A 25,828-nucleotide genomic window follows, 5' to 3' on the forward strand; every position below is an offset into this window, starting at 1 on the left:
CTCCGCGACGGCGACCGCGTCCAACAGGCCCAATGCGCTCGGAGCGACGGCCACCGTCCGGCTATGCTGCGGTGTGCGGGCCGTTAGCTCAATTGGCAGAGCAGTGGACTTTTAATCCATTGGTTGTGGGTTCGAGTCCCACACGGCCTACCGCTGAGGCCCAGGTCGGAGTGCATCCGGCTTGGGCCTCAAGGCTTCCTGCGGGACTTGGAGACCGCCGGCTCGGCCCACGCTCGGCCGAGATGCAATCGATCATGCGCTGCGCAGCGTGATGCCGATGCCCGAAGAGGTGCCGACAGTTGTCGCATGCGCACGCCGACTGTGTCTCAGATCACGCATGGATCGGACCCGGCCATTGTCGTGCCCGCGGATTGCTCCGTACCGCCGCCTGGGAAGTGTGCGCATGACAGCTATCTACAGGGGAGGGCGTAGTGGGTGACGAGCAACAGGTCCGCGTGGCGGCGCTCAGCGGCACTCGGGGTTGGCGCTCCGTCAGGATGCGTCCGGCCGAGTCGGCGCGCACCCTTTAAGTGCAGCCCTGTTCGTACACCACGCACGCCTGGCGGATGGGGCTGCTCAGGGACGAGGGACGGCATCGCCCGCGTCGATCCCGGCTGAGATACCGGGCTGCTCAACGGTGAATACGTGGTTTGCTGCCGGGATGACAACGGTTCCTCGGATTGCCCGGGAATTGTTGGAACGCATGCTGTGATCACGTCACGTCCCCGGACGATCCCCTCCTACACGGCGGATTACCGCCCCTTCAAGGGTGAGCCGCGCCGGACGTTGCCGTCACCTGTTGGGCGTGCTCCGCGAGCCTCTACGGGGAACGCGGTGCAGGCCCGGGGGTGCGAGCCCGATCGCTACGGTCCGGAATCCGCCACGCACTCGCGCCATGGGGATCGGCCCCCCGCCGCGGGCGAAGCGGGGGGCGAGGCCGTCCGCCTCCGGGAGGCACGGAGCGCTCAGGTCTCGATCAGCTGCATCTCGATCGCGAGAGCCCCGAGCGCCTCCTTCTCCGGCGGGTAGATCGCGCGGATGTCGGCCAGCTGCTCGTCACGGGACGACGTCGGGTTGACGTTCGCCGCACCCTCCGCGTCGAGCAGGGCCTCGAAGTCGTCGTAGGCGGTGACCCTCTTCACGACCACGTCGCACGATTCCTCGGTGCCCTTGATGCGTAAGCGGATCACCTCTCCGGCAGCGAGGTCGGCGAGGTGCGGATACCGCACCCGGACCTCGATCGACTTGCGGCCGGCGGCGACCAGGTCGAAGTACCGGCGGTACAGGTTGAGCTCACGGACACGGCCGGCGCCGCTCATCGGGTAGGCACACTCCTGGCAGTGGGGGTGGTCATCATGCGGCCAGGCTCGCCGGCCGAGTACGCCCGGAAGAAGTGCCGGGGGTCGGAAGCAGGACCTCGGCGAGGGCGGGCAGCCGGTCGACGTACTCGGCCGACGATCCCGGCCGCTCTCGCGTATCGAGCCTGGGTGGCATGTGACGAGTGACGGTCCTTCCCCGGCGCCCTGGGGCTCAGGGGACGTTGGTGCGTCAAGCGGTCGGTGTGTTGGCCGACTCCTCCGCAGATCGTTGGCGTACGACGGATGGCGCGGGCCGGTTGTCGGCGACGTCCTCTTCGGGAGCGCCGGGCCAATATCGGGGCGGGTCGAGTGCCGGGTTCGTCACCTGTAGTCGCTTCCCCCTGGTCGGGTCCACACCTGTCAGGTAGACAAGGCGCTGCCCAGCCGCTTCGGCCAACTCGTCCATTGCATGCGGGAGGCCGGCGCAGACAGTGGCAATCGAAGTTCCCAAGCCAACCAAGCCGCCATGCTTGTTGTTCTGCCGGTACTCGATCCGATGCAGGCCTGACTTGGCGATCGCAACGACCTCCGGGGACCGCTTCATCTGCTTGCTGTCGTTGGTGATGATGGCTTCAAAGCCCGCGGCTTGCGCCTTGGGGTAGAGGGGGATGTCCTTCGTCCCGGACCAGCCGGGCAGATCGTTGACATGCAGCACCTCGTGCCTGACCAAGAGAATGCGCACGATGTCGGCCATGGGCCTAGGCACGTTCTCGTCCAACAGCAGCTTCAAGCGGCAGCCTGCCCCGGCCCGTTGTCACTGGTGTAGCTGTCGACGTAGTCGCTGAAGTCCTTCGCGTCCTCAGCTGCGGCTGCGCTGACTCCGGGATAGAAGTCGTTGATCCGGTCGGGCGGGATTCCGTCACGAACCAGGGCGGCTACGTCCGCGGCAGGGATCCGGGTCCCCTCGATGACGGGCTCGCCGCCCCTGACGGACGAGTCGACCGCCACGTGGTCACGCGGCCTCAGCAAGTCGGGGATCGAACGACCGTTGCGATAGAAGGGAGCGAGTACGTCCACAAGTTCGTGGATCACCACGTTGCCTCCCCTGAGGAGGTCAACCGCACCGCCTGACTCGGCCAGGTAGAGGCTGTCGCCCTCTGCTACGAGGACGTACGACGACAGATGCTTCCGCTCCCCCAGATCTTCCCTCAGGGTGTTCAGCGCCTGGCGGATCTTCTGCAGAGACGTCTCCTGTCGCAGCTTCACGCAGGTGCGGAGCGCGACCACGTCGCGGAACGAGTACAGGATCGGGCGGGCCCGAGACACCTCAGGGATCAGGATGGCGCCCTTGCTGGCAGCGGGATTGCGCCAGTGAGCCAGTTGGCGGATGGTGGCGCCGGACAGTGCCGCCGCCAGTTTCGGTTCGTATGACACTGCGCCCACCTCCCTCCGTATGCCTACCCAGGGGGGTGTGACGCTACCGGATCACGCCGTACGGAGCCCAGACCTTTGGGCCCGACAAGCCCGGATTTCAGGCTTGCGAGGGCATTTGGGCGAAGAGGCGCTTCGAGTGCGGCAGGGTATGCATTTCATGGGTCGGGCCCAGAGAGACCAGACGCTTGCTCCGGTGTTGAGGACGACTCCCAGCAGCGTCAGGGAAAGGGGCGTGCACTGATTCCCGACCGCTTGATCGAGGGTGGAGAAGCGGGTCAGTTCACACAGATGCCGCCCGGCCGGGACTGCCGTGCCTCACGCCGCGTGCGGGTACCGGGCATGGCGGCTCCCGCGGCAGGCACAGGCTCCGGGGTGCGGGCCCACCTCGTTCGACTTACGTTCGAAGAGCCGGGTCGTGCGGGAGCGCACCCAGCACCCCAGCGCGCCAACCTCGGAAGATCGGGAATCCCATGGACCCCAAGGACCTGCACGTGGGCCACAGGGTCGCGATCAGCGGCTTCGGCAGCTTCGGGACAGGAAAGATCGAACGGCAGGCGGGAGCCGAGAAGTTCATTGTCTCCAACCCGCGGACGAAGAAGGCCGAGCAGGTCGACGCCGAGCAGATCGTCCGCGAGCTGGACTGAGGCGGAGGCCCCCAGCGCCCGTCAGGGGCGGTGGGGGCCGATCCTCGCCGGTGAGGCGGGTGGCCTCAGGAGGCGTAGCGCGTCACCTCGGTCACCCGGCACGTCACCTTGCCGGTGGCCTCCGCCGTGCCCTGCGCCTCCTCCTTGGCGGTCCGGCCCGGGCGCAGGTTGTTCGTCGCGGCGTAGCCCTCGCTGATCCGCGTGCCCTTCGCGTCGACGAACTCGACCTCCACCATGTAGTTCGACGTCTTCGAGCTGCGGTTGGTGATGGTGAGCTTCGCGCTCGGCCACGTGGTGTAGGGCTCGATCTCGCACGCGGTGAGCGTCACGTCGCCCGTCGGGCCCGCCGCTTCCGCTTCCGCTTCCGCGACGCCGTCCTCGGCCTTCATCGCGGGTGCGTCGCCCGAGGCCCTGCTCGCCCCCGGCTTGGGATCGTCGTCGCTGCTGCCCCCGCTCACCGCGACCGCGACGATCCCGAAGAGGACGAACAGCAGCACGATGCCGAGGCACCCGAATCCGACGATCTTCCCCGCGCCGGACTTCCGCGGTGCCGGCGGCGGAGCGGCCCATCCCGGCTGCGGCGGTCCGGACGGCGGCGGGTACTGAGGCTGCGACATGGCGTCCCCCTGAGTCGTGGTGCATGTGGGGGCAAAACTGGCAGGACGATGCATGTGGCGGCATGTCACCACGAACTCCGTGACGCGGTCGTGACCGTATGCGGACGGATCATGCATTGTCGGGCGTACGAGGGCAGTTCGCGCCGGACGGCCGGGCCGCGGCGCGTGGGCGGGGCCCCGGGTTCCGTAACGGACGGGGCGTGTGCGCCGGAGCGGAGCGCGCCCGTATCGTTGGGCCACCGCGAGCGCCGCCGCGCGGCTCGTCCCGCCACGCTTGCGCTGCCGACGCCCATCGCACTTGCCAGGAACCGGACCTCATATGACCGCACCCTCCTTGCACAGCTCCGCCGACCTCGCCTCCCTCAGCCCCGAACTCCGGGACGACCTGCGCGGGTACGCGGACCTCGGCGGTTTCACGCTGACCGCCGCCACCCACGCCTGGTACGCCGCCGCGGAGACCATCGGCGGCCCCGAGGAGGCGCGCGCCGCCTCCACCGTTCTCACGGAACTGCGCGTCCGTGACCTGCCCGCCGTCGCCAGGGCTGCCGGCCGCATCGGCGAGGGCACGGACTTCGACGCCCCCGGCACCGTGGAGGAGACCGAACGGATCGTCGCGCTGCTGCTGCGCGTACGGTCCACACTGCGGACGCTGAGCCCCGAGGCGTACGGGCTGTCCGACGACGAACTCCACGAACTGATCGCCGCCACCGCGAACGGCGCCTGGCGGCGCGAACGCGGCCTCAAACTGTCCTGGCTGCGCCGCCGCGCCCCCGGCAAGCGCGCCCGTACCCTCGCCTCCGGACGGGCCCGGCGCGACGCCCTCCACGCCGCGCTGACCGCGACCTCCGCCGACCGCGCCGAATGGGCCGCCCTCCAGGTCCCCGGCCGCCCGGCCCTCCCCGCCGACGCGGACTTCCTCGACGAAGGCGCCCGCGCATCGCAGGCCGCCATCGAGGGCCTGGGCGAACTCGGCCGCCTCCTGCGGTCCGAGAGCGACCTCAAGACGCTCCCCTTCGACGAGCTGACCGAACTCCTCGAGCGCCTCTCCGCCGACGAGGGCACCCTCTTCCGCCTCCCCACCCTCCGTACCGCCCGGGACCGCCTCACGGAGGCCGGCCTCACCGACGTCGTCGCGGAACTCACGGAGCGCCGCACCGACTCCGCCGCCCTCACCGCCCTCCTGGGCGACACCGCGACCGCCGGCACGGCGCCCGTCCCCGCGCCCCGGGTGCCGGCGGACGCCGACGACACCGCGGCGCCGGAGGAGGCGCCCGAGGTCGCCGATGAGCGGGAGGAGCTTGTGGCTCCGGCGGGGGTCTCCGAGCCGGAAGCCGTGACGGAGCCCGAGGCGGACGCTGTGACCCTGGCCGAGGTCGAGCCCGAGGTCGTGGTCCCCACGGCGGAGGTCGATTCGGTGGCGGAGTCCGAGGTGGAGGCCGTTGTCCTGACCGAGGCTGAGCCCGTCGTCGAGCCCGAGGTCGTGGTCCCCACGGCGGAGGTCGATTCGGCGGCCGAGTCCGAGGTGGAGGTAGAGGAGGGGTCCCCCTCCGAGCCGGAGTCGGTGACTTCTGTGGAGCCCGAGGTCGTGGTTGCGGCCGAGCCCGAGCCCGAGCTTGAGGCTGTTGCCGAGCCCGAGGTCGTGGTTCCGGCGGTCGAAGCCGAGCCGGTGGTTGAGAAGACGTCTGTCTCTCAGCCGGAGTCCGTGACTTCTGTGGAGACCGAGGCGACGGCGAACGTCTCCGAGCCGGAGACCGAGGTCGAGCCGGAGCCCGAGCACGAGGTCGTGGTCGCGGCGGCCGCGGTTGAGCCGGCGGTCGAGGCGGAGCCGGAGGCCGGGGAGGCTTCCCTTTCCGAGCCGGAGTCCGACACGGTGTCGGCGGTCTCCGAGCCGGAGTCCGTGACTTCTGTGGAGCCCGAGGTCATGGCCCCGGCGGCAGCCGAGGTCGCCGTTGAGCCCGAGCCCGAGCCCGAGGCCGTGACCCAGCCGGAGCCGGTGGCGGACGCGCAGCCCGACGCGGGGACGTCGGAGCCCGAGCAGCCGGTGGCGGAAGCCCCTGCGCCCGAGGAGGCGGACGGCCAGGTGCGGCCGGCGAGGCCGGCGATCGAGGCGGGGAAGGCCGTGACGGCCTATGCGCCGGAGGAGTTGGCCGCGTTGGTGCGGTGGATCGACACGGACGGCGTCGAGCGGACGGACGACGAACTGCTCCGGGCGGCGATGAAGGAGCTCGGGTTTGCCCGGCTCGGGCCGCGCATCAAGGAGGCACTGGGCGCGGCGGTCGCGGCGGCGCGGGCCTGATTGCGGCACGAGGGTGGATCGCGGCGGCGTGCGCCGCACCGTGGGGGCACTTTCCCGTCGAGGGGGTGCCCCCACGGGTGTTTCCGCACAGGACACGTCACGCGGGCCCGCCGCACGCGCCACACCCGTGCCCACCCGCCCCTCACGGAAAGGGAGTTCGCCGGGCACGGCCCCCTCCCGGCGGCACGGCCGCAATAGGCGGCGACTTCCAGATTTCACCTGAACTCTCTTGTCGTGCCCGTTTCTACGCGCGTAACTTGAGCCGGTCCGCTGTGCGTTGGCCCGAATCCGACGGGCCGACGGCCGTTGAAGGAGAAACCTCGTGCCGATCGCAAGACCGAGCCGATCCCGCAGCCGAACCGCGGCATTCGCTCTCATATCGACGGGAATCGCCACTTCCGTCGCCCTGACCGGACTGCCTGCCGCCCACGCTGCCCCGTCCTCGTCCGCTGTCGTCGCCGAGGTGTACGGCGGTGGCGGCAACTCGGGCGCGACGCTGACGAACGACTTCGTCGAGCTCGCGAACGCCGGTACGGCCCCGTACAACCTCTCCGGTTACAGCGTGCAGTACCTGCCCGGTTCGCCGTCCGCCTCCTCCAAGTGGGGCGTGACGCCGCTGACCGGGTCCATCGCCCCCGGCGGCCGCTTCCTGGTCACCGAGGCCGCCGGCACCGGCGGTACGACCGCCCTCCCGGCCGCCGACGCCAGCGGCAACATCGCGATGAGCGGCACCACCGGCACCATCGCCCTGGTCTCCGGCACCACCCCGCTGACCTGCCTGACCGCCGCCGACTGCGCTGCCGACACGCGCATCGTGGACGTCGTCGGCTACGGCACCGCCACCGTCCGCGAGGGCAGCCCGGTCGCCGGCGCGAGCAACACCGCCTCCGTGTCGCGTGCTTCCTCGCTGGCCGACACCGACAACAACGCGGCCGACCTGACCGCCGGCAACCCGAGCCCGGTCAACAGCGCCGGCCAGACCCCGGGCGGCCCCGGCGGCGACCCGGGCGACCCGGGTGACGGCGGCCCGACGGAGCCCGGCACCACCCGGATCCACGACATCCAGGGCACCACCCGGGTCTCCCCGCTCAAGAACCAGACCGTCACGGGCGTGCCCGGCATCGTCACCGGCGTGCGCACCACCGGGTCCAAGGGCTACTGGATCCAGGACGCGGACGTCGACGCGGACCCGCGCACCAGCGAGGGCGTCTTCGTCTACACCGGCTCGGCCAACCCGACCGTCGCGGTCGGCGACAAGGTGCTGGTGACCGGCAAGGTCTCCGAGTACTACCCGGCCACCGGCGCGCAGTCGCTCACCGAGATCACCGGTCCGACCGCCACCGTGCTGTCGAGCGGCAACACCTTGCCCGCCGCGGTCCGTCTCGACCAGGCCGCCGTCCCGGACGCCTACGCCCCGGACGCGGCCGGCGGCAGCATCGAGAACCTGCCGCTCCAGCCGAACGTCTACGCCCTGGACTTCTACGAGGCCCACGAAGGCGAGCTCGCCCGCTTCACCGGCGGCCGGGTCGTCGGCGGCACGAACGAGTACGGCGAGGTGTGGCTCACGCTGAAGCCGAACGAGAACCCCTCCGAGCGCGGTGGCACCGTCTACGGCTCGTACGCGCAGCCCAACACCGGCCGTATCAAGGTGATGTCGCTGAACAGCGGCGCCCCGGTGCCGGCCGCGAACGTCGGCGACAAGTTCACCGGCGACACCGCGGGCCCCATCGACTACGACAGCTTCGGCGGCTACAACGTCCAGGCCACCACGGTGGGCAGCCGGGTCGACATGGGCCTGAAGCGCGAGGTCACCCGCAAGCAGAAGGACGCCGAGCTCGCGGTCGCCACGTACAACGTGGAGAACCTCGACCCGTCCGACCCGGCCGACAAGTTCGCGCGGCTCGCCGAGGGCGTCGTCACCAACCTGTCCTCGCCCGACATCGTGGCCCTGGAGGAGATCCAGGACAACAACGGCGCGGTCGACGACGGCACCGTGGCCGCGGACCGGACCGTGAGCAAGTTCATCGACGCGATCGTCGCCGCCGGCGGCCCGCGCTACGACTGGCGCTCGGTCGACCCGACGAACGACACCGACGGCGGCGAGCCCGGCGGCAACATCCGCCAGGTCTTCCTGTTCAACCCCGACCGCGTGGTGTTCAAGGACCGTCCGGGCGGCGACGCCGGCACCGCGGTCGCGCCCGTCGCGACCAAGAAGGGCGTCCGGCTCTCGGTCTCGCCCGGCCGGATCGACCCGACCAGCTCGGCGTGGGGCAGCAGCCGCAAGCCGCTGGTCGGCGAGTTCGAGTTCAACGACAAGCAGGTCATCGTCGTCGCGAACCACTTCAACTCCAAGGGCGGCGACGAGCCCCTGCACGCCAAGAACCAGCAGCCGAACCGTTCCTCCGAGGCCCAGCGCAAGCAGCAGGCCACCGAGGTCAACACGTTCGTGAAGTCGCTGCTGGACGTCGACAAGAACGCCCGCGTCGTGGTCCTCGGTGACCTCAACGACTACGAGTTCTCCGACGCCCTGTCCACGCTGACCTCGGGCGGTGTGCTGACCGACCTGCTCACCACCCTCCCCGCGGAGCAGCGCTACACCTACGTGTACGAGGGCAACTCCCAGTCCCTCGACCACATCCTGCTCAGCCCCGACCTGCGTCGCTACGACTACGACGTCGTGCACATCAACGCCGAGTTCGCCGACCAGGCCAGCGACCACGACCCGCAGATCGTCCGGATGCGCCTGAGCGGCGCCCAGGCCGACGACTGACGGTCGCGTCATCTCGCGGAAGGGGGGCGGTGCCGGCGGGCACCGCCCCCCTTCCGCGTGTCAGCGGTGGTCGCGCTCGTGGTGCGGGACGCCGTTCCTGAGGGCCTCGTCGCCCGTCCAGGTGGCCAGCAGCTGGAGCGCGGCCTCGGAGGACGAGCCGGGCTCGGCGGTGTGGATGCACATGGACTGGTCGGCGTCGGCGGGGAAGACCACGTTCTCGTACGCGAGCGTCAGGTCCCCCACGACCGGGTGGTGGTAGTGCTGGACGCCGTGGGTCCGTTCCCGGACGCCCTGGTCGGCCCACCAGTCGCGGAACTCCGGGCTCTTTATGGTCAGTTCGCCGACCAGCTCGGTCAGCCCCGGATCGTCGGGGTACCGCGCGGCCTGCGCCCGCAGGGCGCCCACGAGTTCGGCGGCGTAGGCCGCCCACTGCCGGTACAGGTCCCGCGCGGCCTCGTCGAGGAACAGGTAGCGCGCCAGGTTGCGGTCCCGGTGCGGGAGCACGTCGAAGTCGGTGATCAGCGCGCGGGCCAGCCGGTTGGAGGCCAGTACGTCGCCGTGCCGGCCCAGGACGAGGGCCGGGGAACGGCCGTCCAGCAGATCGAGCACGCGGTGCACCTCGGGCCGGACCCGCTGCGGCCGGTGGGGCGGGCGGCGCCGGGCGGCCTGCCGCGGCCGCGCCAGCTCGAAGAGGCTGGCCCGTTCGTTCGCGTCCAGGCGCAGGGCCCGGGCCACGGCGTCCAGCACCGCGTCGGAGACATTGTGCTGCCGGCCCTGCTCCAAACGGGTGTACGAGTCGGTGCTCACGCCGGCGAGCCGCGCCAGCTCCTCCCGCCGCAGCCCCGGCACCCTGCGCGCCGTGCCGCTGACCGCCACCCCCGCATCCTGAGGGCTCAGCCGCGCCCTGCGGGTCCGCAGGAACTCCCTGAGCTCGGCGTTGTGCTCCATGTCCTCCAGTATGGGCGGCCGGTCATGCACGCGCCCGGCCCCGCGTCCCGGCCCAGGTCGGGGGCGCGGGAGGGGTTTCGGAACGGGGCGGGGCGGCGCATCCCGGGAGACGGGCCGGAGGTGGGCTAGACGCCCTCCTCCAGATGGCGGAGGCGTTCCTGGAAGTGGTCGAGGCGGGCGCGCAGGGCCGCGGCCTCCGCGGCGAGCTCCTGGCGCAGCGGCGGGCCGTCGGCGGGGAGCGGAGCCTCGCCGGTGACGTTGACGCCGGGGCCCCCGAGCCGGCCGAAGTCCGCCGGGTCCAGCACCCGCAGGTCCGCCGCGCAGGCGCGGCAGGTGCCCTGGAGGGTGCGCCAGCCCGGCAGGCCCGTGCCGTCGCGCACGAAGACGCGTGCCGGGCGGCCGCAGCGGCAGGCCGCCATGCGGACGGTGCGCACCCGCTGCCGGGCGTAGCGCATGCCGCGTTCGTACCGGGTGTACGCGCCCAGCACGCTGACCTGGAGGATCACCGCGTCACCGCAGTCCGTGGCGCAGGTGAGCGCCTGCGCCTCGGCGGCCGTGTGGAGGCAGTAGAAGCCGCAGTCGCAGCCCCGGGCCGGGCTGGCGTGCCGTCTCCCGTAGCCGCACCGGGCGTCGTCCAGGACGCCGTACACGATGCGCCCCCCGAGGGAGACGCCCCGGAAGCCGACGCGCGTGCCGTCCGCGGAGAGCATGGGGAACGCCAGCTTCCAGCCCGTCGGCGGCACCGCCGGCCGCTCCTCCGGCAAGCGGCGCCCGTACCTCACCGGGCCGCGGCCTCGGCGCTCTCGGGCTCCTGGGCGGCCGTGACATCGGCCGACGAGACCGTCCGGGCCGTCACCTCTGCCGCGACGTCGATCTCCTTCGCGACACCGGGCGGCTCGTCGCCGGTCTCCTCCGCGTAGCCCTTGGCCAGTGCTTTGCCCAGCTTCATGCCAGCCTCCAAGATCGGGCGAATCCGCCGTACTCGGGCATGATGACGCACCCGCGCGGCCGTCGCATAGGGGGCGTGGGGGCTCCCGCCGCCCGGGACCGGACTCCGGTCGCGCGCCTTCCTCGGATGGGTGGCCGCCGGCCGCAGTGGTCACGTGATTGACGGCGCATCAGCGTCCGGTGGCCTCTTATGGCCCGTCACGACGGCCGGTATGTCCGGGTTCTGATGCCTTTCGACACCGCCGCCGCCCCATGCATGCAGAGCCGCCGCATGTCAAGAGTGACGAGGGTCACGGCACTGTCGTGTGACCCGTGGGGCGCCCGGGGAATTCTGGCGCCGGGCCCGCGGTCGCCGCCGCGCGGTGCCGTGCCTCTCCGCGGCGGGTGCCGCGCTCCACGAGGACCCGGACGGCGACCGCCGGGCCCACCGCTTTCCGGCCTCGCGGGTGGCGTGAAGTGCACCGCAGCCCCGGACCGGGCTCCGGCGCGGACGGTGCTCCGCGACCTCTCGGCGCCTTCCGGGGGCGGGTGTTGGATCGCCGGGACCCGGGGCCGACCCTTACTCCTCGTGAGCAGACAGCTCCCTTCCGCATAACGACTGATGCACACTCACATATCTCGTTGGTCACGGCAGTCACAGCGGAATGTCCGTCTCTGGCCGTTACATCCCCATAGATTCCCGCTGTGAACTCGCCGAAGCGGCTTGGAATTGGGTGCTGCCTCTATTAACGTTCGATAACGCAGCGCGGTCACCCGTCGCCCGCCAGGGCGGCGCCGTGCGCTTGCCGAATCCCGTCCGCGGGAACCGGGGAACCACTTCCTGGGGTGAATCGGGGGGCTTGCACAGTCCTCGTAGGAGACCTTCCTGCTCCGAACCCGTCAGCTAACCCGGTAGGCGAGAAGGAAGGAAAGGAGTGCGCCCGCGTGGCGTCGAACGAGCCTGCCCTGATACCCGGACAACAGCAACAAACGACCGGGTACGCCAACCCCGAGTGGGACACCGCCGAGTGGAACATGGCCGCCGGCTGGAACCCCCCGGCCACCGAGCAGACTCCGCCGACGAAGAACGCGATCGACGGCTGGGACACCGCGGAGTGGAACTTCGCCGCCGGCTGGGTCGAGGAAGCACTCGCCGCCGCCCCTGAGCCCGCTGCCGAACCCGTCGAGCCGGTCGCCCCCTTCACGCCGGTCGCCCCCGTGCCCGAGCCGCGCAGCGCGGTCGAGGCCGCGGCCTTCCTCGACGAGGCGTACGGCGTCCGCGAGGCGGCCCCCGCCCACGAGGCGGACACCCGGGACACGAACACCGCGCAGCCGCTGCCCCCGTACGGCGAGCCGGAGCCGGCCACCGAGCCGTGGAACCCCACCGAGGAGTCGACCGCCCCCGTGCGCGGCCGGCACCGCGTGGCCAAGCAGCGCACCCTGGGCCGCGGTTCGGCGGTCTTCGGTGTCGCGGCCGTGGCCGTGCTCGGCGTCGGCGGTGTCGCGACCGCCGAGGGCAAGAACCCGCTCCCCGTCTCCCTCCCCAAGCTGCCCGAGGTCTCCAAGGTGCCCGGGATCGGCGGCCTGCTCGAGAGCGAGCCCACGGCCAAGCCGGTGGCCCAGGCCCTGACCCCCGGCGCCGGCGAGGCGCTGCGCGCCCGCATCCTCGACCAGGCCCAGCAGCAGCGGAACGCCGCCGACCACGCCGCGCGCACCGCCGCGCAGCAGGAGGCCGCCGCCAAGGCGGCCAAGGCCGCCGCCGCACAGCAGGTGCGCGTGGAGGCCGCGGCCAAGAAGAAGGCCGCCGAGGAAGCCGCGAAGAAGGCCGAGGCCGCGCGCCTGGCCGAACTCGCCAAGAGCTACACCCTGCCGCTGACCTCGTACACGCTCACCGCGAGCTTCGGGCAGTCCAGCTCCCTGTGGGCCAACACCCACACCGGCCAGGACTTCGCCGCCCCCACCGGCACCCCCGCCAAGGCCATCCACAGCGGCACCATCACCGAGGCCGGCTGGGCGGGTTCGTACGGCTACCGCATCATCCTGACCCTCGACGACGGCACCGAGCTCTGGTACTGCCACCTCTCCTCGATGCTGGTCACCTCGGGCAAGGTCTCCACCGGCGACACCATCGGCCGCGTCGGTGCGACCGGCAACGTCACCGGCCCGCACCTGCACATCGAGGTCCGCCCCGGCGGCGGCGACCCGATCGACCCGATGCCGTGGCTGCGCAGCATGGGCATGAAGCCCTGACCCGATGAGCTGAGAGCGTCGTACGAACGGACCCCGGCGGCCTGGTGACACCCCCGACACCAGGCCGCCGGTCCGTTGTCCGGCGGACGCACTACGGCACGAGGAAGTTGTAGAGCTCCGAGACCCGCGGCGGCCCGCTCGGCTCCGGGAATCCGGACTCCTTGGCCGCGGGCATCATGATCACCAGGTAGGCCTCCAGCGCCTCGGCCGAATTCCACACGTTCACGATCCGCAGACCGTCGTTGGTGATCACTGCGGCGTGGGCCAGCAACCCGGCGGGCGGATGGTCGGGGCCGAATCCGGCGCGGTGATTGGCCTCCTCGTACTGCAGGGCCGTCACGCCCGGGAACTCGACCTCCGCCAGGACCGTCATGGGAACCTCCCGTTTCCCTCTACGCCCAATTTCCCCCGGCGGCGGAGCGCCCGCAACGGGAGATGGCCGCACGCCCCAGGGGCGCACGGCCACACCGCGAGGGGAGGGGCGCTACAGCGCCTCCATCCTCACGTCCGCCGCATCGCAGGCCACCGTCTCGTCCACGTAGACCTCGCACACCGGCCGCCCGTCGGGCGTCATGGTGTGCTCGACCTCCCACAGGCTGAGCTCCTCGCCGCTCGCGAGCAGGAACGCGTGCTCGTACAGCGTCCAGCCCACCACGCGGCCGGTCCCGATCCGGGTGTGCCGGCCGGTGACGTACGCGATGTCGTGGCCCACCGCGGAACCGAGCCGGGCCCGCAGGTCGTCGCCCGGTGCGTCTCCGTTCTCCGCACGGCGCAGCAACCGCCAGGCGTGCTCGGCGGAGTACTCCCGCTCGTACTGCCGAGGGCAGGGCACCGCCTCCGGGCCGAACCGCGGCAGCCGGGCCAGCCACTCCGCGGCCTCCGCCTCCAGCTCCTGCGGCGCGGGCTCGCCGAAGCGCAGGTCGATCACGTGCTGCGCGGCGAGCAGCACCTCGGGGTCGGCGTACACCTCGTACAGCGGGTCCTCGCCCGGCCCGGTGTTGTGCTCGATCTCCCACAGCACCTGGGTGCCGCCGTCGGCGAGCAGGAACGTGTGGCGCAGCGTGCGCCGGCTCAGCCGCCGCGGCGGCCCTTTGCGCTGGCGGAAGGACGCCAGCTCCGTGCAGCCCATCAGCGCGGTCGCCAGCCGCCCCAGCACGACGTCGTCGATCTCGAACGCGTTCTGCGCCCGCGTCAGCACCACCTCGACGTCCGCCGGACCTGCCCCACCTGGTCGCGCGTTCCCCATGCGGTCCTCCTGCTTACGGCATTCCCCGCGCACCATTGCTGAGCACACAGCGTAGTGGCCCGTGAGCACTCCGCGTCGGGGGTACGGGAAAAATGGTGCACGCCCACCCGTAGGAGGCGCGTAAACGGGATGACCCCCCTCCCGTACCGCCCGATGCCACTATGCGCCCATGCGCGCGCTCTTCGTAGGCCTCTGCACACTTGACGTCATCACACGGGTCGGCCACGTCCCCGCCCCCAACGAGAAGCTGACCGCCTCCGCCCAGCTCATCGCGGCCGGCGGGCCCGCCGCCAACGCCGCGGCGACCTTCGCGCACCTCGGGGGCGAGGCCGTCCTGCTCACCGCCTTCGGCGGCCACTCGCTGGCCGCGGCGATCGACGAGGACCTGGCGGCGCTCGGCGTCGCCGTCCTCAACCTCACCGCGGACTCCCCGCAGCCGCCGGCTGTCTCCACGATCCTGGTCACCGAGTCCACCGGCGACCGGGCCGTCGCCTCCATGAACGGCACCTCCCCCGGAACTGTTCCGCCCTCACCCCCGGGAGATCTGCGGGCGCTCGTCGCCTCGGCCGACCTCGTCCTGGTCGACGCCCACCATCCGACGCTGGCCCTCCCGGCGGCCCGCCACGCCCGCGCCGAGGGCATCCCCACCCTGCTCGACGCCGGCAGCTGGCGCCCCGGCACCGCCCCGCTGCTCCCCTACACCGACCTCGCCGTCTGCTCCGCCGACTTCCGGCCCCCCGGCACGGCGACCCCCTCCGACGTCCTCGCCTTCCTCCGCGGCGCCGGCGTCCGCTGGCCGGTCATCACCCGCGGCCCCCTCCCCGTCCTGTGGGCCGGCGGCGAAGTCCCCGTCCCCGCCCCCACCACCGTCGCCGACACCCTCGGCGCCGGCGACATCTTCCACGGCGCCCTCGCGCACGCCCTCCTCACCCACGTCCGAACCCGCCTCACCCCCACCCTCCTCACGACGATCCTCCGCTCCGCGGCCGAAACCGCCTCCCGCTCCTGCGCCTCCTTCGGCACGCGGGCGTGGATGCGGACGTGAGGCCGCCGGGGCGGCATCAGAATCCGGGGCTTACGACCTGCCGCTGCGCCGCCCCGCGAACCCCACGAAGATCGCCGCCGCCACACCCAGGACGGCCCACCCCACGGCGGTCTCCGACAGGGACGTCTGCGTGTGCTTCGGCAGCAGCGACAGCCCGCCCAGCACGACGAACATCGCGCACAGGTAGCTGCCCCCCGCCGCCAGCACCCACCGCACCAACCGTCCCTGCCGCGTGTTCGACGACTTGTCGCTCATGGGGATTCCGCCTTGCTCCGTGACCTTGCCAGGCACCGGGACTTTCCCGTCAGTGCTTCAACGCCGGCCCACACTCCCCGACACGGGCTCATGGCGGCTTCAATTCACGGGTGTTGCTTGTGGGGCGGAGGCGAATGCGGTACCGGTGCTACCGGCTCATCGATTGCTTCGGCCTCGGAGCGCGAGTGCGCCCGCCGCGAAGATGACGACGGCAGTGCACAGCACAGTCCAGAAGAAGCCTGATTCCTGAAGTGATCGCAGCGCATCCTGCGGAAGCAGTGCGAAGAGCAGCAACACGAGCACGGTTGCGATGCCGTAGCTCAGTCCCGCGCCGAGGAGAACGCGCAGGGCACGGGAAGCCAGTGAAGGGTGCATTCGAGAGGGCATGGTCGCTCCGGCAGTCACTCGGTGATGAAGTGGCACTGCGATGCCCGCCTGGTCCCAGCGACGAAGAAGTCCGCGCATGCCTTGCCGTAGTGCTTCAACGTGCGATGCGTTGTGTCGACACGGCCGATGGAGCTGTGCAGGGTGCACTTGCGGTGAGTCTCGCCCCTGCTGAAGAGGTAGGTGCGGCCATTCGTGTCGGAGTACCGCCAGTCGATACGCCAGTTGCACCAGTTCCCGCCGGCACTGTCCATGCCGAAAGTGTCCTGTACGGAGGCCTCTTGGCGGTTCACGTTTCGTCCGGATCCCTGGACGAAGTGCCCCAGCGTGGTGGTCGGCAGACAAACCTGCTGGCCCTTGGCGTCGAGACAGAAGCCGACCACCTTCGCGTAGCCCACTGCCGTGGCGGAAGCCGGCGCCGAGAAGCTGATGACCGTGGCGACCGCAGTGGACGCGGCCAGGGCGGCCTGGGTGACGTACCGCGCAACGATGTTCGCTCGCTCCATGGGGACTCCTCCGATGCTCTTGAACTGCGGACGCACCGGAAACGGGAGGAGTGGATCACGGGGTACGCGGTGTTGCACGGCGGTGACACAAGGTCGCCCCGAGGAGTGGTGCAAAAACCTTCAAGCGGCAGTTCTGCAACAGGATCCGCCGGCGGTGGATGCCGTTTGTCGTATTGGCTTGGCTGCGCCTTCGGGGGCGGCGGGCGACGCCGTCATACTGGTCTTATGGCCCCGACAGCATCGTCACCGGCCGTCGCGGCGCGCATGAGCCGGCAGACCTCCCGCGACACGGCACAGGAACTGGCCGTTCGCCGAATACTGCACGGCAACGGGCTGCGCTACCGGGTGCATGTCCCCGTTCCGGGCATGCCGCGCAGGACCGTGGACATCGTCTTCGGAAAGCTGAAGATCGCGGTGTTCCTCGACGGATGCTTCTGGCACGGCTGTCCGCAGCACGCCACGAGTCCTCGCTCGAACGCCGAATGGTGGCGCGCGAAGCTCGACAAGAACATGGCGCGTGACCGCGAGACCACGGCACATATGAGCGCTGCCGGATGGACGGTCCTGAGGTTCTGGGAGCACGAAACACCCGGAGATGTCGCACATCGAGTCGCCGATGCAGTGGCTGCCGAGCGGGCGCCACGAGGTACTGCCTGACACCTGGTGTGTCCAGTCCTGATGCAACCGCTGCTTCCAGGGAACGGGCATGCCCCTTGCCGTCGTGGGTCCACGTGCCTGATCGTGACGGTGATATCCCGGTATCAGTCGCCTGTTCGCGCCATAGTGTGTAGATATTGTGCGTGGGGGTGGGCGGCGAACAGGGCCGGTGGCGCTGTTCATGGAGACGTCCGCCAAGGCGGAGGGGTTGTGCAGCGTGGACATCACGCGCGGCAGTGGGGAGTGGGGGCGTCGATGAGCGACGAATTTGATGGCATGTACGGCACCTTTAGGGCGCTCTTGGACGCTTTTCCTCCGTCCGAGGCTGTCAAGCGGATCGAGCAGTTCGGTGTAGAACCGGAGATCATCCAGCGGATCCGCGAGCTTCACGAGCAGCAGACCATTCGCATCAAGGAACTCGAGGAACCGCACGCCGTGGTCATGGGGAACCGTGACACCTGGTACACGGGTCCGCAGGCCAAGGACAGGTGCTGGCCCGCGATCGTCGACCTGCTCCGGAAGGACGGTTGGCCGGAGCATCCCGCGATTGCAACTCTCGACGACTCCTCCACCCGCGTCGTTTCGCTGCTGAACCATCCGAAAGAAAAGGCGTTCTCCACCCGTGGCCTCGTCGTCGGCTACGTCCAGTCGGGAAAGACAACCAACTTTACGTCGGTGATGGCCAAGGCAGCTGACCGCGGCTACAAGCTCTTTATCGTCCTCGCAGGCATCCACAACGGGCTGCGGCGTCAGACGCAGGCCCGGCTTGTGCAGCAACTCGTTGAGCCCAATCCTTCCTTGTGGTCGCAACTGACGGGGCTGGACAAGGACTTTACTCCTCAGGAGAACCCTGCTTCGTACTTCGGCAAGAACAACAGGACGCACGTGCTGTGCGTCGTGAAGAAGAACGCCACGGTGCTGCGCAAACTGGCGCTCTGGCTGGAGAAGGCGTCCGATTATCTTGCGGACTGTCCGGCACTGATCATCGACGACGAGGCCGACCAGGCCACTGTTGCCACGAAGTCGATCAATCCGCTGATCCTGAGGATCATGGGCTCGCTGCCCAGAAGTGCCTATGTCGGTTACACGGCATCCCCGTTTGCCAATTTGCTGATCGACCCGAGTGCCGAGGATCTCTACCCACGGGACTTCGTCGTCAACCTACCGAAGCCACAGGGTCATTTCGGTACGGAGGTCCTCTTCGGTAGGTATGCACTCGACGGCGAGGACCCCGAGCAGGTCGATGACGGCCACGACATGATCCGTTCCATTCCCGACGACGACGTGACGTGTGTACGTCCGGAGACCAGAGCGGACGTCGAGGGATTTGAACCGTTCATCACCGATACCCTGAGCAACGCGATTGAGTACTTCTGGCTGGTCACGGCGGCGCGACGAGTACGGGGCACGGGGAACCCGCACAGCACGATGCTGATCCACACGAGCGTGAACACGTCGGTGCACAACAGCTTCAAAAGGCCCCTCGAGCACCTCAGAAGTCGTCTTGCGCGATCACTCGACGACCTCGAGGTCCTCTCGCGTCTGCGCCATCTCTGGGAGACCGAGACCGGCCGGGTTCCGGCGCAGGGGTTCGGCGAGAAGAAGGTGTCCTTCGAGGAGTTGCTGCCTCAGTTGCCGGGCGTGCTCGACACCTGCCGTGTCATCATGGACAACTCCAGCAGCGAGGACCGTCTCGATTACGACAACGGACCCGTAGTGGCCATAGCCGTGGGTGGGAACACCCTGTCGCGCGGGCTGACGTTGGAGGGCCTGTCGGTCAGCTACTTCGTTCGTGCCGTGTCGGCGTACGACACGTTGCTCCAGATGGGGCGATGGTTCGGATTCAGGAATGGATACGCCGATCTTCCCCGCATTTGGATGACCGATGAACTAGCCCAATGGTTCCGACACTTGGCCACGGTCGAGACCGAGATGCGGCGTGACATCGACACCTACATGACCGAGGATGAAACGCCGTTGACCTTCGCTGTTCGCCTCCGGACGCATCCAGCGCTGCGGGTGACGGCAGCGGCCAAGATGCGAGACGCTGTGACGGCGGCCTCTTCCTACGGCGGAAAGAGAGTGCAGACCCACTACTTCCACACGAATGCCGAATGGTTGAAAAGGAACATTGATGCCGCACGCGTCCTGGTCAGCGCATCCTCAACGAGCGCGGTGCGAGTTGACGCGCGCCCCGAGGACGGCCGATACGTTTTCCGTGATGTGCCGTACGACGTCGTGACCGACTTCCTGTCGGGCTATGCGTTCCATGAGCGGTCGCCGGAGAACGACGGCGAACTCATTTCTGACTACATCCGCAAGCGGGTGGCCACGGCCGGTTCGTTGCGTCGTTGGAACGTTGCAGTCGTGGGGAATCCACGCGGTGAAGCGTTCACTTTCGCACCTGGAGTGACAGTGGGGCGCAACGTCCGTGCGCGTCTGGCCGTCAATGGACCGACGCCGGACTTCGCGGACATCAAGACCCTAATGAGCCGGCGCGACGCGGCGGTGGACATGAACGGCGATACGGAGAAACTGACGGAGAAGGGCATTATGGACGAGCGTCGCGTCCAACTGCCGGACACCGGACTGCTGGTGCTTTACCCCATCGACAGGCTTTCCGCGCCCAGCCCGTCGAAGCCCCTTCGCGCGCCATTGGATGCCGAGGAGCATGTCATCGGGGTCGGTCTGGTATTCCCCGAGCCGACGGAGGGCGATAGTGCAGTGGTGAAATACATCTCGGCGAACTTGTCCAATGTGCGGATTGAGGACGAGGACTACAGCCTCCTCGACAGCGAGGAAGCATGAACGACGACATGCTCCGCGCGATGGTCGAGGAGAGGTGGGGCGCCTTGGGTGAGGAACCCGCCACCGGTGAGAGCAGGCTGAGAATATCCCAGCTTCCCGTCGACACCACGTACGGGTCATTGGCGGTCGCCGTCGACCACGAGGGTCACCGGCATGTACTTGTTCCTATCCAAGGGCACAGCAAGGTGCGTGGCGGACTCGACGGGCCGGTCCTCTTCCTGCGTAAACGGGCTCTGGAGGACGAGGAGACCTACCAGACCTATGCCGACCTCGGCTGTCTGCAGGACGACCTGAGCGATCTGTTCACCGACCTGTGCGTGGACGTTCTGAGTGCGATCGTGGAACTCCGTGGCAATCCGATCAAAGCGCTTTACGGGGTTCTGGACAGGTGGAGGGCTCTTTTCCGGACGCACGGCGCGCCGCTCGGGGCGGAGCAGCTCGCCGGGCTCTTCGGTGAACTGGTGGTACTCGAAAGACTGCTGCGCATCGATTCCAGCGCTCACAGAATCTGGCACGGACCCGAGGGGCACCGTCACGACTTCTCGGCCGGGTCCGTTGCGATCGAGGTGAAGTCCACCGCAGCCACCGCTGGACGACGGCCGAGGATTCACGGCCTCGATCAGTTGGAGGCCCCTGAGGGTGGGAGCCTTTGCCTGACATGGTTCCGCCTTCGGCCCGCGGCGCCGACCGAGAAGGGATCCGCTGTCCCGGATCTGGTAGAGCGCATCCTGAAGCTGTGCGACGACGAACCCGCACTCCTCGAACTTCTGGGTGCTGCCGGATACCGCGCTTCGGACGCGGATCGTTATCGCGAAGTGCGTTTTCTGGTGGGTGAGGAGAGATGGTACCGGGTGGACACTCATTTCCCCGCTCTGACGAGGCAGACGTTCTCGACGGCTGTGCCGGTGTCCGTACTGGATGTCGAGTACTCCGTCGATCTCTCGGGTGACGTTCCGGCACCCATGGAGCGCTTTCAGGTCGCGGAGACCATCGAAGCATTGATCCAGGAGTCCGCGTGAACGACCCCAGTTGGTACTCCCAGCCGTACCCTCCGGAAGGCGCCAGCGCAGCCGAGGGAATCCGTAATCAGCTCGGGCGTCCCGAACTCGATCTTCTGACCATCCTGGTACGTGAGTCCGCACAGAACAGTTGGGACGCACGTCTGGGTGAATCGGCGGGCCCTGTCGACTACACCATCGACCTGAAAACCGTGGGGCCGGCCCATACAAGTATCTGGCGGGAACTGTTGCTTGAAGGGGCGCCCGCCGGTGTGGACAATTTTCCTCTCAGGGAATCGCTGCGACGTGGCGCGGTTCGCGTCCTGATTGTCTCTGACAGACGCACGCGAGGCCTCGGTGGACCCACTCGCGCGGACAATGCGGTCGGACCCGAGCGTGATTTTGTCTCTTTCATCCGCAACATCGGTGAGCCGCGGGACACCGAACTCGGCGGTGGCACCTACGGCTTCGGAAAGGGCATTTTCTACCTGCTGTCGAAGGCTGGCACGGTACTCGTGCACTCTCGTTGCCGGACTTTGGACGGAGGATTCGAGACCCGGCTCATCGGCTGCACGCTTTGGAAGAGCTACGTGACCGCGGAGCCCCGTGGTGGTCGCCGTTACACGGGCCGACACTGGTGGGGGGACACATCGGGCGAAGTTGTGGAGCCCTTGATCGGGCGGGTGGCCGAGGCCGCCGCCCAGCGCCTGGGGCTTCCTGCCTTCGGGGCTCGGGAAACCGGGACGACAGTTGTCGTCGTCGATCCGAAATTGGACGGTCTCGAGGCCTCGGAGGCAGCGGACTATTTGGCCGAGACAGTCGCCTGGCATCTCTGGCCGAAGATGATCTCTACGGACGGCGGACCGGCGTCGATGACCTTCTCGATCACCTGTGACGGCGTTCGTCATCCTGTTCCTGATCCGAGGGATACACGACCACTCAACATGTTCGTGGCGGCCTACGAGGCCATGATCGGCCCCGATGGTTCCGATCTTGCCTGCATGCGTCCGAAACGCCATCTGGGTCGGCTGGGTCTGGCAAAGAGAATCCAGCCGCCGCTGGAGCCCACGCGTGCCTCGCGCATGCTCGGCATTGAGGACATGGTTCACCATGTCTGTCTGATGCGTCCCGCGGAACTGGTCGTCACGTACCACCCGGGCCCCAAGCCGCCCAGCGTGAACCAGGGCTACGCAGGAGTCTTCCGGGCCGACCCGTCGATGGACGAGATCTACGCGAGGGCAGAACCGCCCACACATGATGCATGGAATCCGCAGTCGCTGGAACGGCCTGAGAGCACTTTCGTGCACACGACCTTTCGCCGTATCGGCGAGGCATTGGAGAGCTTGCTCTCGCTCGGCGGTGTCAGCAGACCGGGTGCGAGCAGTATCGCCCTGGGCGCGGCCAGTTCGCTCTTCTCCGGACTGGTCGGTGGAGCCTGGGGGATCGGGGGAGCGACGGCCTACTCCAAGCCAGGGAGTACTGCGAGCCGCCGCACGGTGGACTCGGACGAGTCCCTGGAGGAGGCGGTCCGTGGGTCCGTGGTGCGCTCGGGTTCGGGCGAATCGATCTCGGGAGGGGACCGGGGCGGGGTGCCCACACAGGAGTTTTCGGAGGCACTCGTGTCAGGCCAGTCCTCCGCGATCGATCCTTCGGCGGCCACCGGATCGGCGGCACTGGCCCGGAGGCCACGGGTGCAGTACGTCGGAGACCCCTATTACGAAGACCGCGATGAAACGAGCCTGCTTATCCAAGAGTTCAGATTGCCCGTGCCGGGGCAGCAACGTGTCCGCGTCGATCTGGCTGTCACGTTGCCCGGTACTGGTGGACGGGAGACTGATCCTCCGATCGGGGCGAGCATGCCGACGCTGATCGGGTGGGAGGACGGAGAGGGACGGCTGTACTCGACGGACGTTCATGTCGTCGAGGGCGGGGAACCTGTCTGGCGTGCGTTGGTGCGTCCGGCTCCGGACACGATGACGGAGATCGGCATCAAGGTCGAGGCGGTGAAAGCGCAGTGACCCGCCGGGTTCTGCCGTACCGCGTCCCCGGTGAGGGAGTGATTGCCGCCAGTGCGTGGACGCTGGCAACGGACGACGGGGAAATCGTCCTCCCAGAGGCATTGCCGGACTGGGATTACCACATGGACCTGCGCCTGCGCAGGACCGTCCGTGTGGACCTGGACCGTACTCGTTCCGAGTCTGGGCTTCCTGCGGAAACGGAACTAATGCTTACGGCTGTTTGGACGGCGACCGGATCGAACCTGAGCGGGCCCGCGCAACACATGCGTCTGACTGGTGCCGGGGTGACTGTCACGGATCTCGAGGTGCATCTTGCCGGTGCCGATCTCGGTGGTCTGCTTTTGATTGACACGGCCCTTGTCCTGGCAGATCGTCGTTCCGACGCTCGTCCCTCCTCTCCCCGCCGGGCAGGTTCGGTGCTCTGGAGCGACAGGCAATCGCTCCGTCTGCAGGGCGATGCGCCACAGTTCCCCATGGCTGTTATCGATTTCGGGAAGACATCCTTCCCCGACGACGCGGCCTGGCACCTGCAGATCAGCGGGCGCCTTGAGAACGCGACCATGGGGTCTCTGCTCTTGCTCGTCAACGAGCGGAACGTCGTCACCACTTCGGCGTTCGAAAACGCTGGCAAACCTCGTCCCGTCGATCGAGTCGTGCTCTCCGCCGTCTATGCGGACACTGCACGGATCATGGTCGAACATGCCCTCGGGAACGACGAGTTCGCGGAGGACGCGGACTTTCCCGACGGGTCCCTCGGCGCCACCCTGCTCAGCCTATTCGACCAGCTTTTCCCGGGACAGTCGATCAAAGACATCCGGTTGCGGCAAAGGCAGTCACCAGCCCTGTTCGCCTCGGACCTGCAGGCGGCAGTCAAGATGTTCGAGGTCTCCTGATGAGCTTCCTCTATCCCCGCCTGCTCGGCGAACAGGCCAAACCACTCTTCGAGGAGTATCGGCACCTGACCGTGGAGGAACTCGGGCGACGAGCAGGTGTGGCCCACGAGTCCTCCGTGTATGTCGCCACCGGAGGGGACCGGATCCCCTCGCAGCGACTTCGGGAGCTGCGTGAAGCCGTTCTGGCCATCGCCGGCCGAGCGGGATTCCCTGAGGGATCCGATCGAGCGCACAACAGTGAATTCGATCGCCGACTCGCTGCGATGCTGCACAGTGAGATGGGCATGGTGCCCGCGGAGGCTGCATCGCGGGACGTGTGGGCCTTTCTCGCGCTCGTGCTGCTGCCGGACGTGGCCTTCTGGCGCTATCCACAACCGCCCAAGGATCGGGTGCTCGGGACTGACCTCACCAGGCATGTCTTCGGCCGACTCTGGTGGCGCGCCCAACTGGTGCGCTCGCCCGGCGACACGGAGCCCTACGCCGCCCTGGAAATCCTTGGCGAGGCCGCGTTCGACCAGATCTACGCCCGACGCGCGGCGCTGGGCGGGAGTCCTCATATGGTGCGGGCCATCCTGCGCGTCTGGAGAGACCTCGACCTGACCGGACTCAACGAACGTGAGGCCCTGCGTGATTTCCTCAAGCGGTTGTTGAGGTTGGCCCCCTTCGTGCTCTTCGACGGCATCGACGGGCATGCCCTGGACGAGGAGCTACGGGCGGTCGCCGACGAGTCCGTACGGGCGCAGCTCCTCACGTCCGGTCGAATGACGGAGGACGCCGGCCGGGAAGAGGTACGACTGAAGGACGACCGGTTCGCCGGCGGCCGTGGGCCGAACGACGAGAAAATCCTGGCCGGAGCGGACCGACAGGACGTACTCCCACGTCTTAGTTCGGTGGAGATATGCGCCGGAGCCGGGGGCCAGGCACTCGGACTCGAACTTGCGGGGTTTGATCCCGCATTGCTCATCGACAGCAAAGCGGACGCGTGCTTTACGGTCGACCTCAATCGACCCGACTGGAATGTGGTCTGTATTGATGTGACCGACTTCCGACCGACCATGCTGCCCGAAGGATTGCGAGTTGACCTTGTCAGCTGCGGGCTTCCCCGTGTGAAGCCTTCGGCCACGGTGGGGGTGACCGAGGCAACCGAGGGACGCGATGTTCTCAGAGCCGCGGTAGGTCTGGCGCTCTCTCTCGCACCGAAGGCCGTGCTCCTGGAGAACCTGCCAGACCTGGTCGCAAGTGACGATTTCGGCGTCGATCGGTCATGGATCGAGGCTGAGTTCACCGAAGCCGGATTCCGCTGCAGTTGGCAGGTCCTAAACGCCGTGGACTTCGGGGTCCCCCAGAATCGTAGTAGCGGGTTTCTTGTCGCACTCCTTGAGCCGTACTTCCCACGTTTCCGGTGGCCGGTCCCCGACGCAACACCGTGCCCCACTGTGGGACAGGTGCTCGGGCCGTCGATGTCTGCGGGCGGCTGGCCCGGCGCCCAGCGGTGGATCAAGGGCGCCGATCGCGTTGCGCCGGCACTTGTCGGAGGATCCGATCGTCGCGGTGGCGCCGATCTCGGCCCGACGGGCAGCAAGAAGGCCTGGGCTGCCCTCGGCGTGAACGGCGCCAGCCTGGGAGACAATCCGCCGGACGCGGACTTCCCCGAGGACGGGCTGCCCCGGCTGACAGTCGACCAGGCGGCGTTGATCCAGGCGTTTCCGCCGGACTGGCGCTTCTTCGGAGGGAAGACGTCCCGGTACCGTCAGATCGGTCACGCAATGCCGCCACCTCTGGCTGCGGCTGTTGGAGGAGCCATTGCCGCGGCGCTCCGCGGCTAGGATCTGCT

At 68.7% G+C, this 25,828-nt stretch carries 23 protein-coding genes, 1 tRNA gene and 1 riboswitch; of the genes, 12 read left to right on the forward strand and 12 right to left on the reverse strand.

All coding sequences use genetic code 11. The features are described 5' to 3' along the window. Positions 1-77: 77 nt before the first annotated feature. A tRNA-Lys gene (locus ACIP9H_RS30410) sits at positions 78-150 on the forward strand. A gap of 815 nt (positions 151-965) precedes the next feature. On the opposite strand, the gene ACIP9H_RS30415 is transcribed toward ACIP9H_RS30410, so the two are convergent. From ACIP9H_RS30415 to ACIP9H_RS30425, 3 genes are all read right to left on the reverse strand, one after another. Next, a complete protein-coding gene (locus ACIP9H_RS30415; protein WP_401591932.1) occupies positions 966-1,319 on the reverse strand; it encodes an ASCH domain-containing protein in 354 nt (117 codons plus the stop codon). A gap of 229 nt (positions 1,320-1,548) precedes the next feature. After that, positions 1,549-2,088 (reverse strand): hypothetical protein, encoded by a 540-nt coding sequence (locus ACIP9H_RS30420; RefSeq protein WP_401961897.1) that lies wholly within the window; start codon positions 2,086-2,088, stop codon positions 1,549-1,551. After that, positions 2,085-2,732: a DUF433 domain-containing protein gene (locus tag ACIP9H_RS30425; protein ID WP_401591936.1), complete on the reverse strand. Its 648-nt coding sequence runs from the start codon at positions 2,730-2,732 to the stop codon at positions 2,085-2,087. The genes ACIP9H_RS30420 and ACIP9H_RS30425 overlap by 4 nt, the downstream gene beginning before the upstream one ends. Positions 2,733-3,202: 470 nt before the next feature. Between ACIP9H_RS30425 and ACIP9H_RS30430 the strand changes: the two genes are divergently transcribed. Further along, complete coding sequence (locus tag ACIP9H_RS30430) at positions 3,203-3,376, forward strand: hypothetical protein (RefSeq protein WP_401961899.1); 174 nt, start codon at positions 3,203-3,205, stop codon at positions 3,374-3,376. A 65-nt stretch (positions 3,377-3,441) separates the two neighbouring features. Here ACIP9H_RS30430 and ACIP9H_RS30435 read toward each other — a convergent pair whose 3' ends face one another. Then, a complete protein-coding gene (locus tag ACIP9H_RS30435; RefSeq protein WP_401961901.1) occupies positions 3,442-3,993 on the reverse strand; it encodes an FxLYD domain-containing protein in 552 nt (183 codons plus the stop codon). A 319-nt stretch (positions 3,994-4,312) separates the two neighbouring features. Between ACIP9H_RS30435 and ACIP9H_RS30440 the strand changes: the two genes are divergently transcribed. Further along, the gene (locus ACIP9H_RS30440) at positions 4,313-6,289 is read left to right on the forward strand and encodes a hypothetical protein (RefSeq protein ID WP_401961904.1); all 1,977 of its coding nucleotides are present in this window, start codon (positions 4,313-4,315) and stop codon (positions 6,287-6,289) included. Between the two features lie 322 nt (positions 6,290-6,611). Next, on the forward strand, positions 6,612-9,059 hold the full coding sequence (locus ACIP9H_RS30445; RefSeq protein WP_401961905.1) for an endonuclease/exonuclease/phosphatase family protein: 2,448 nt from the start codon (positions 6,612-6,614) through the stop codon (positions 9,057-9,059). Positions 9,060-9,119: 60 nt separating this feature from the next. Here the strand turns inward: ACIP9H_RS30445 and ACIP9H_RS30450 are convergent, their stop codons facing one another. The 3 genes from ACIP9H_RS30450 to ACIP9H_RS30460 all read right to left on the reverse strand — a co-directional run bounded on the left by ACIP9H_RS30450 (position 9,120) and on the right by ACIP9H_RS30460 (position 10,956). Next, positions 9,120-10,007, reverse strand: a complete 888-nt coding sequence (locus ACIP9H_RS30450; protein WP_401591946.1) for a helix-turn-helix transcriptional regulator — start codon at positions 10,005-10,007, stop codon at positions 9,120-9,122. Between the two features lie 125 nt (positions 10,008-10,132). Continuing rightward, positions 10,133-10,750, reverse strand: a complete 618-nt coding sequence (locus ACIP9H_RS30455) for a hypothetical protein (RefSeq protein WP_401961907.1) — start codon at positions 10,748-10,750, stop codon at positions 10,133-10,135. A gap of 35 nt (positions 10,751-10,785) precedes the next feature. Beyond that, complete coding sequence (locus ACIP9H_RS30460) at positions 10,786-10,956, reverse strand: hypothetical protein (protein ID WP_401591950.1); 171 nt, start codon at positions 10,954-10,956, stop codon at positions 10,786-10,788. A 772-nt stretch (positions 10,957-11,728) separates the two neighbouring features. Continuing rightward, a riboswitch (cyclic di-AMP (ydaO/yuaA leader) is annotated at positions 11,729-11,868 on the forward strand. A gap of 11 nt (positions 11,869-11,879) precedes the next feature. Here ACIP9H_RS30460 and ACIP9H_RS30465 point away from each other — a divergent pair. Beyond that, a complete protein-coding gene (locus ACIP9H_RS30465) occupies positions 11,880-13,184 on the forward strand; it encodes a M23 family metallopeptidase (RefSeq protein ID WP_401591952.1) in 1,305 nt (434 codons plus the stop codon). 91 nt (positions 13,185-13,275) lie between these two features. Here the strand turns inward: ACIP9H_RS30465 and ACIP9H_RS30470 are convergent, their stop codons facing one another. Continuing rightward, the gene (locus ACIP9H_RS30470) at positions 13,276-13,557 is read right to left on the reverse strand and encodes a hypothetical protein (protein WP_389249295.1); all 282 of its coding nucleotides are present in this window, start codon (positions 13,555-13,557) and stop codon (positions 13,276-13,278) included. Positions 13,558-13,668: 111 nt separating this feature from the next. Further along, positions 13,669-14,430, reverse strand: coding sequence for a DUF6227 family protein (locus ACIP9H_RS30475; protein WP_401591954.1), 762 nt, complete (start codon positions 14,428-14,430; stop codon positions 13,669-13,671). A 169-nt stretch (positions 14,431-14,599) separates the two neighbouring features. Here ACIP9H_RS30475 and ACIP9H_RS30480 point away from each other — a divergent pair, with 169 nt between their 5' ends. Next, positions 14,600-15,475, forward strand: a complete 876-nt coding sequence (locus ACIP9H_RS30480) for a PfkB family carbohydrate kinase (RefSeq protein WP_401961911.1) — start codon at positions 14,600-14,602, stop codon at positions 15,473-15,475. Positions 15,476-15,505: 30 nt separating this feature from the next. On the opposite strand, the gene ACIP9H_RS30485 is transcribed toward ACIP9H_RS30480, so the two are convergent. The 3 genes from ACIP9H_RS30485 to ACIP9H_RS30495 all read right to left on the reverse strand — a co-directional run bounded on the left by ACIP9H_RS30485 (position 15,506) and on the right by ACIP9H_RS30495 (position 16,620). Then, the gene (locus ACIP9H_RS30485) at positions 15,506-15,730 is read right to left on the reverse strand and encodes a hypothetical protein (RefSeq protein ID WP_401591958.1); all 225 of its coding nucleotides are present in this window, start codon (positions 15,728-15,730) and stop codon (positions 15,506-15,508) included. Between the two features lie 156 nt (positions 15,731-15,886). Beyond that, positions 15,887-16,105 (reverse strand): hypothetical protein, encoded by a 219-nt coding sequence (locus ACIP9H_RS30490; RefSeq protein WP_401961914.1) that lies wholly within the window; start codon positions 16,103-16,105, stop codon positions 15,887-15,889. A 26-nt stretch (positions 16,106-16,131) separates the two neighbouring features. Continuing rightward, a complete protein-coding gene (locus ACIP9H_RS30495) occupies positions 16,132-16,620 on the reverse strand; it encodes a hypothetical protein (protein WP_401961917.1) in 489 nt (162 codons plus the stop codon). Positions 16,621-16,845: 225 nt separating this feature from the next. Between ACIP9H_RS30495 and ACIP9H_RS30500 the strand changes: the two genes are divergently transcribed. From ACIP9H_RS30500 to ACIP9H_RS30525, 6 genes are all read left to right on the forward strand, one after another. After that, the gene (locus ACIP9H_RS30500) at positions 16,846-17,277 is read left to right on the forward strand and encodes a very short patch repair endonuclease (protein WP_401961920.1); all 432 of its coding nucleotides are present in this window, start codon (positions 16,846-16,848) and stop codon (positions 17,275-17,277) included. Positions 17,278-17,532: 255 nt separating this feature from the next. Then, a complete protein-coding gene (locus tag ACIP9H_RS30505) occupies positions 17,533-20,085 on the forward strand; it encodes a Z1 domain-containing protein (protein WP_401961922.1) in 2,553 nt (850 codons plus the stop codon). Then, on the forward strand, positions 20,082-21,104 hold the full coding sequence (locus tag ACIP9H_RS30510) for a PD-(D/E)XK motif protein (protein ID WP_401961925.1): 1,023 nt from the start codon (positions 20,082-20,084) through the stop codon (positions 21,102-21,104). Before ACIP9H_RS30505 ends, ACIP9H_RS30510 begins: the two co-directional genes overlap by 4 nt. Then, positions 21,101-23,101 (forward strand): hypothetical protein, encoded by a 2,001-nt coding sequence (locus tag ACIP9H_RS30515; RefSeq protein ID WP_401961928.1) that lies wholly within the window; start codon positions 21,101-21,103, stop codon positions 23,099-23,101. Before ACIP9H_RS30510 ends, ACIP9H_RS30515 begins: the two co-directional genes overlap by 4 nt. Then, positions 23,098-23,994 (forward strand): hypothetical protein, encoded by an 897-nt coding sequence (locus ACIP9H_RS30520; protein ID WP_401961930.1) that lies wholly within the window; start codon positions 23,098-23,100, stop codon positions 23,992-23,994. The genes ACIP9H_RS30515 and ACIP9H_RS30520 overlap by 4 nt, the downstream gene beginning before the upstream one ends. After that, positions 23,994-25,820, forward strand: coding sequence for a DUF6339 family protein (locus ACIP9H_RS30525; protein WP_401961933.1), 1,827 nt, complete (start codon positions 23,994-23,996; stop codon positions 25,818-25,820). Before ACIP9H_RS30520 ends, ACIP9H_RS30525 begins: the two co-directional genes overlap by 1 nt. The last annotated feature ends 8 nt before the right edge of the window (positions 25,821-25,828 follow it).

It is taken from the genome of Streptomyces sp. NPDC088732 (assembly GCF_044751205.1).
In the GTDB taxonomy this organism is placed as follows: domain Bacteria; phylum Actinomycetota; class Actinomycetes; order Streptomycetales; family Streptomycetaceae; genus Actinacidiphila.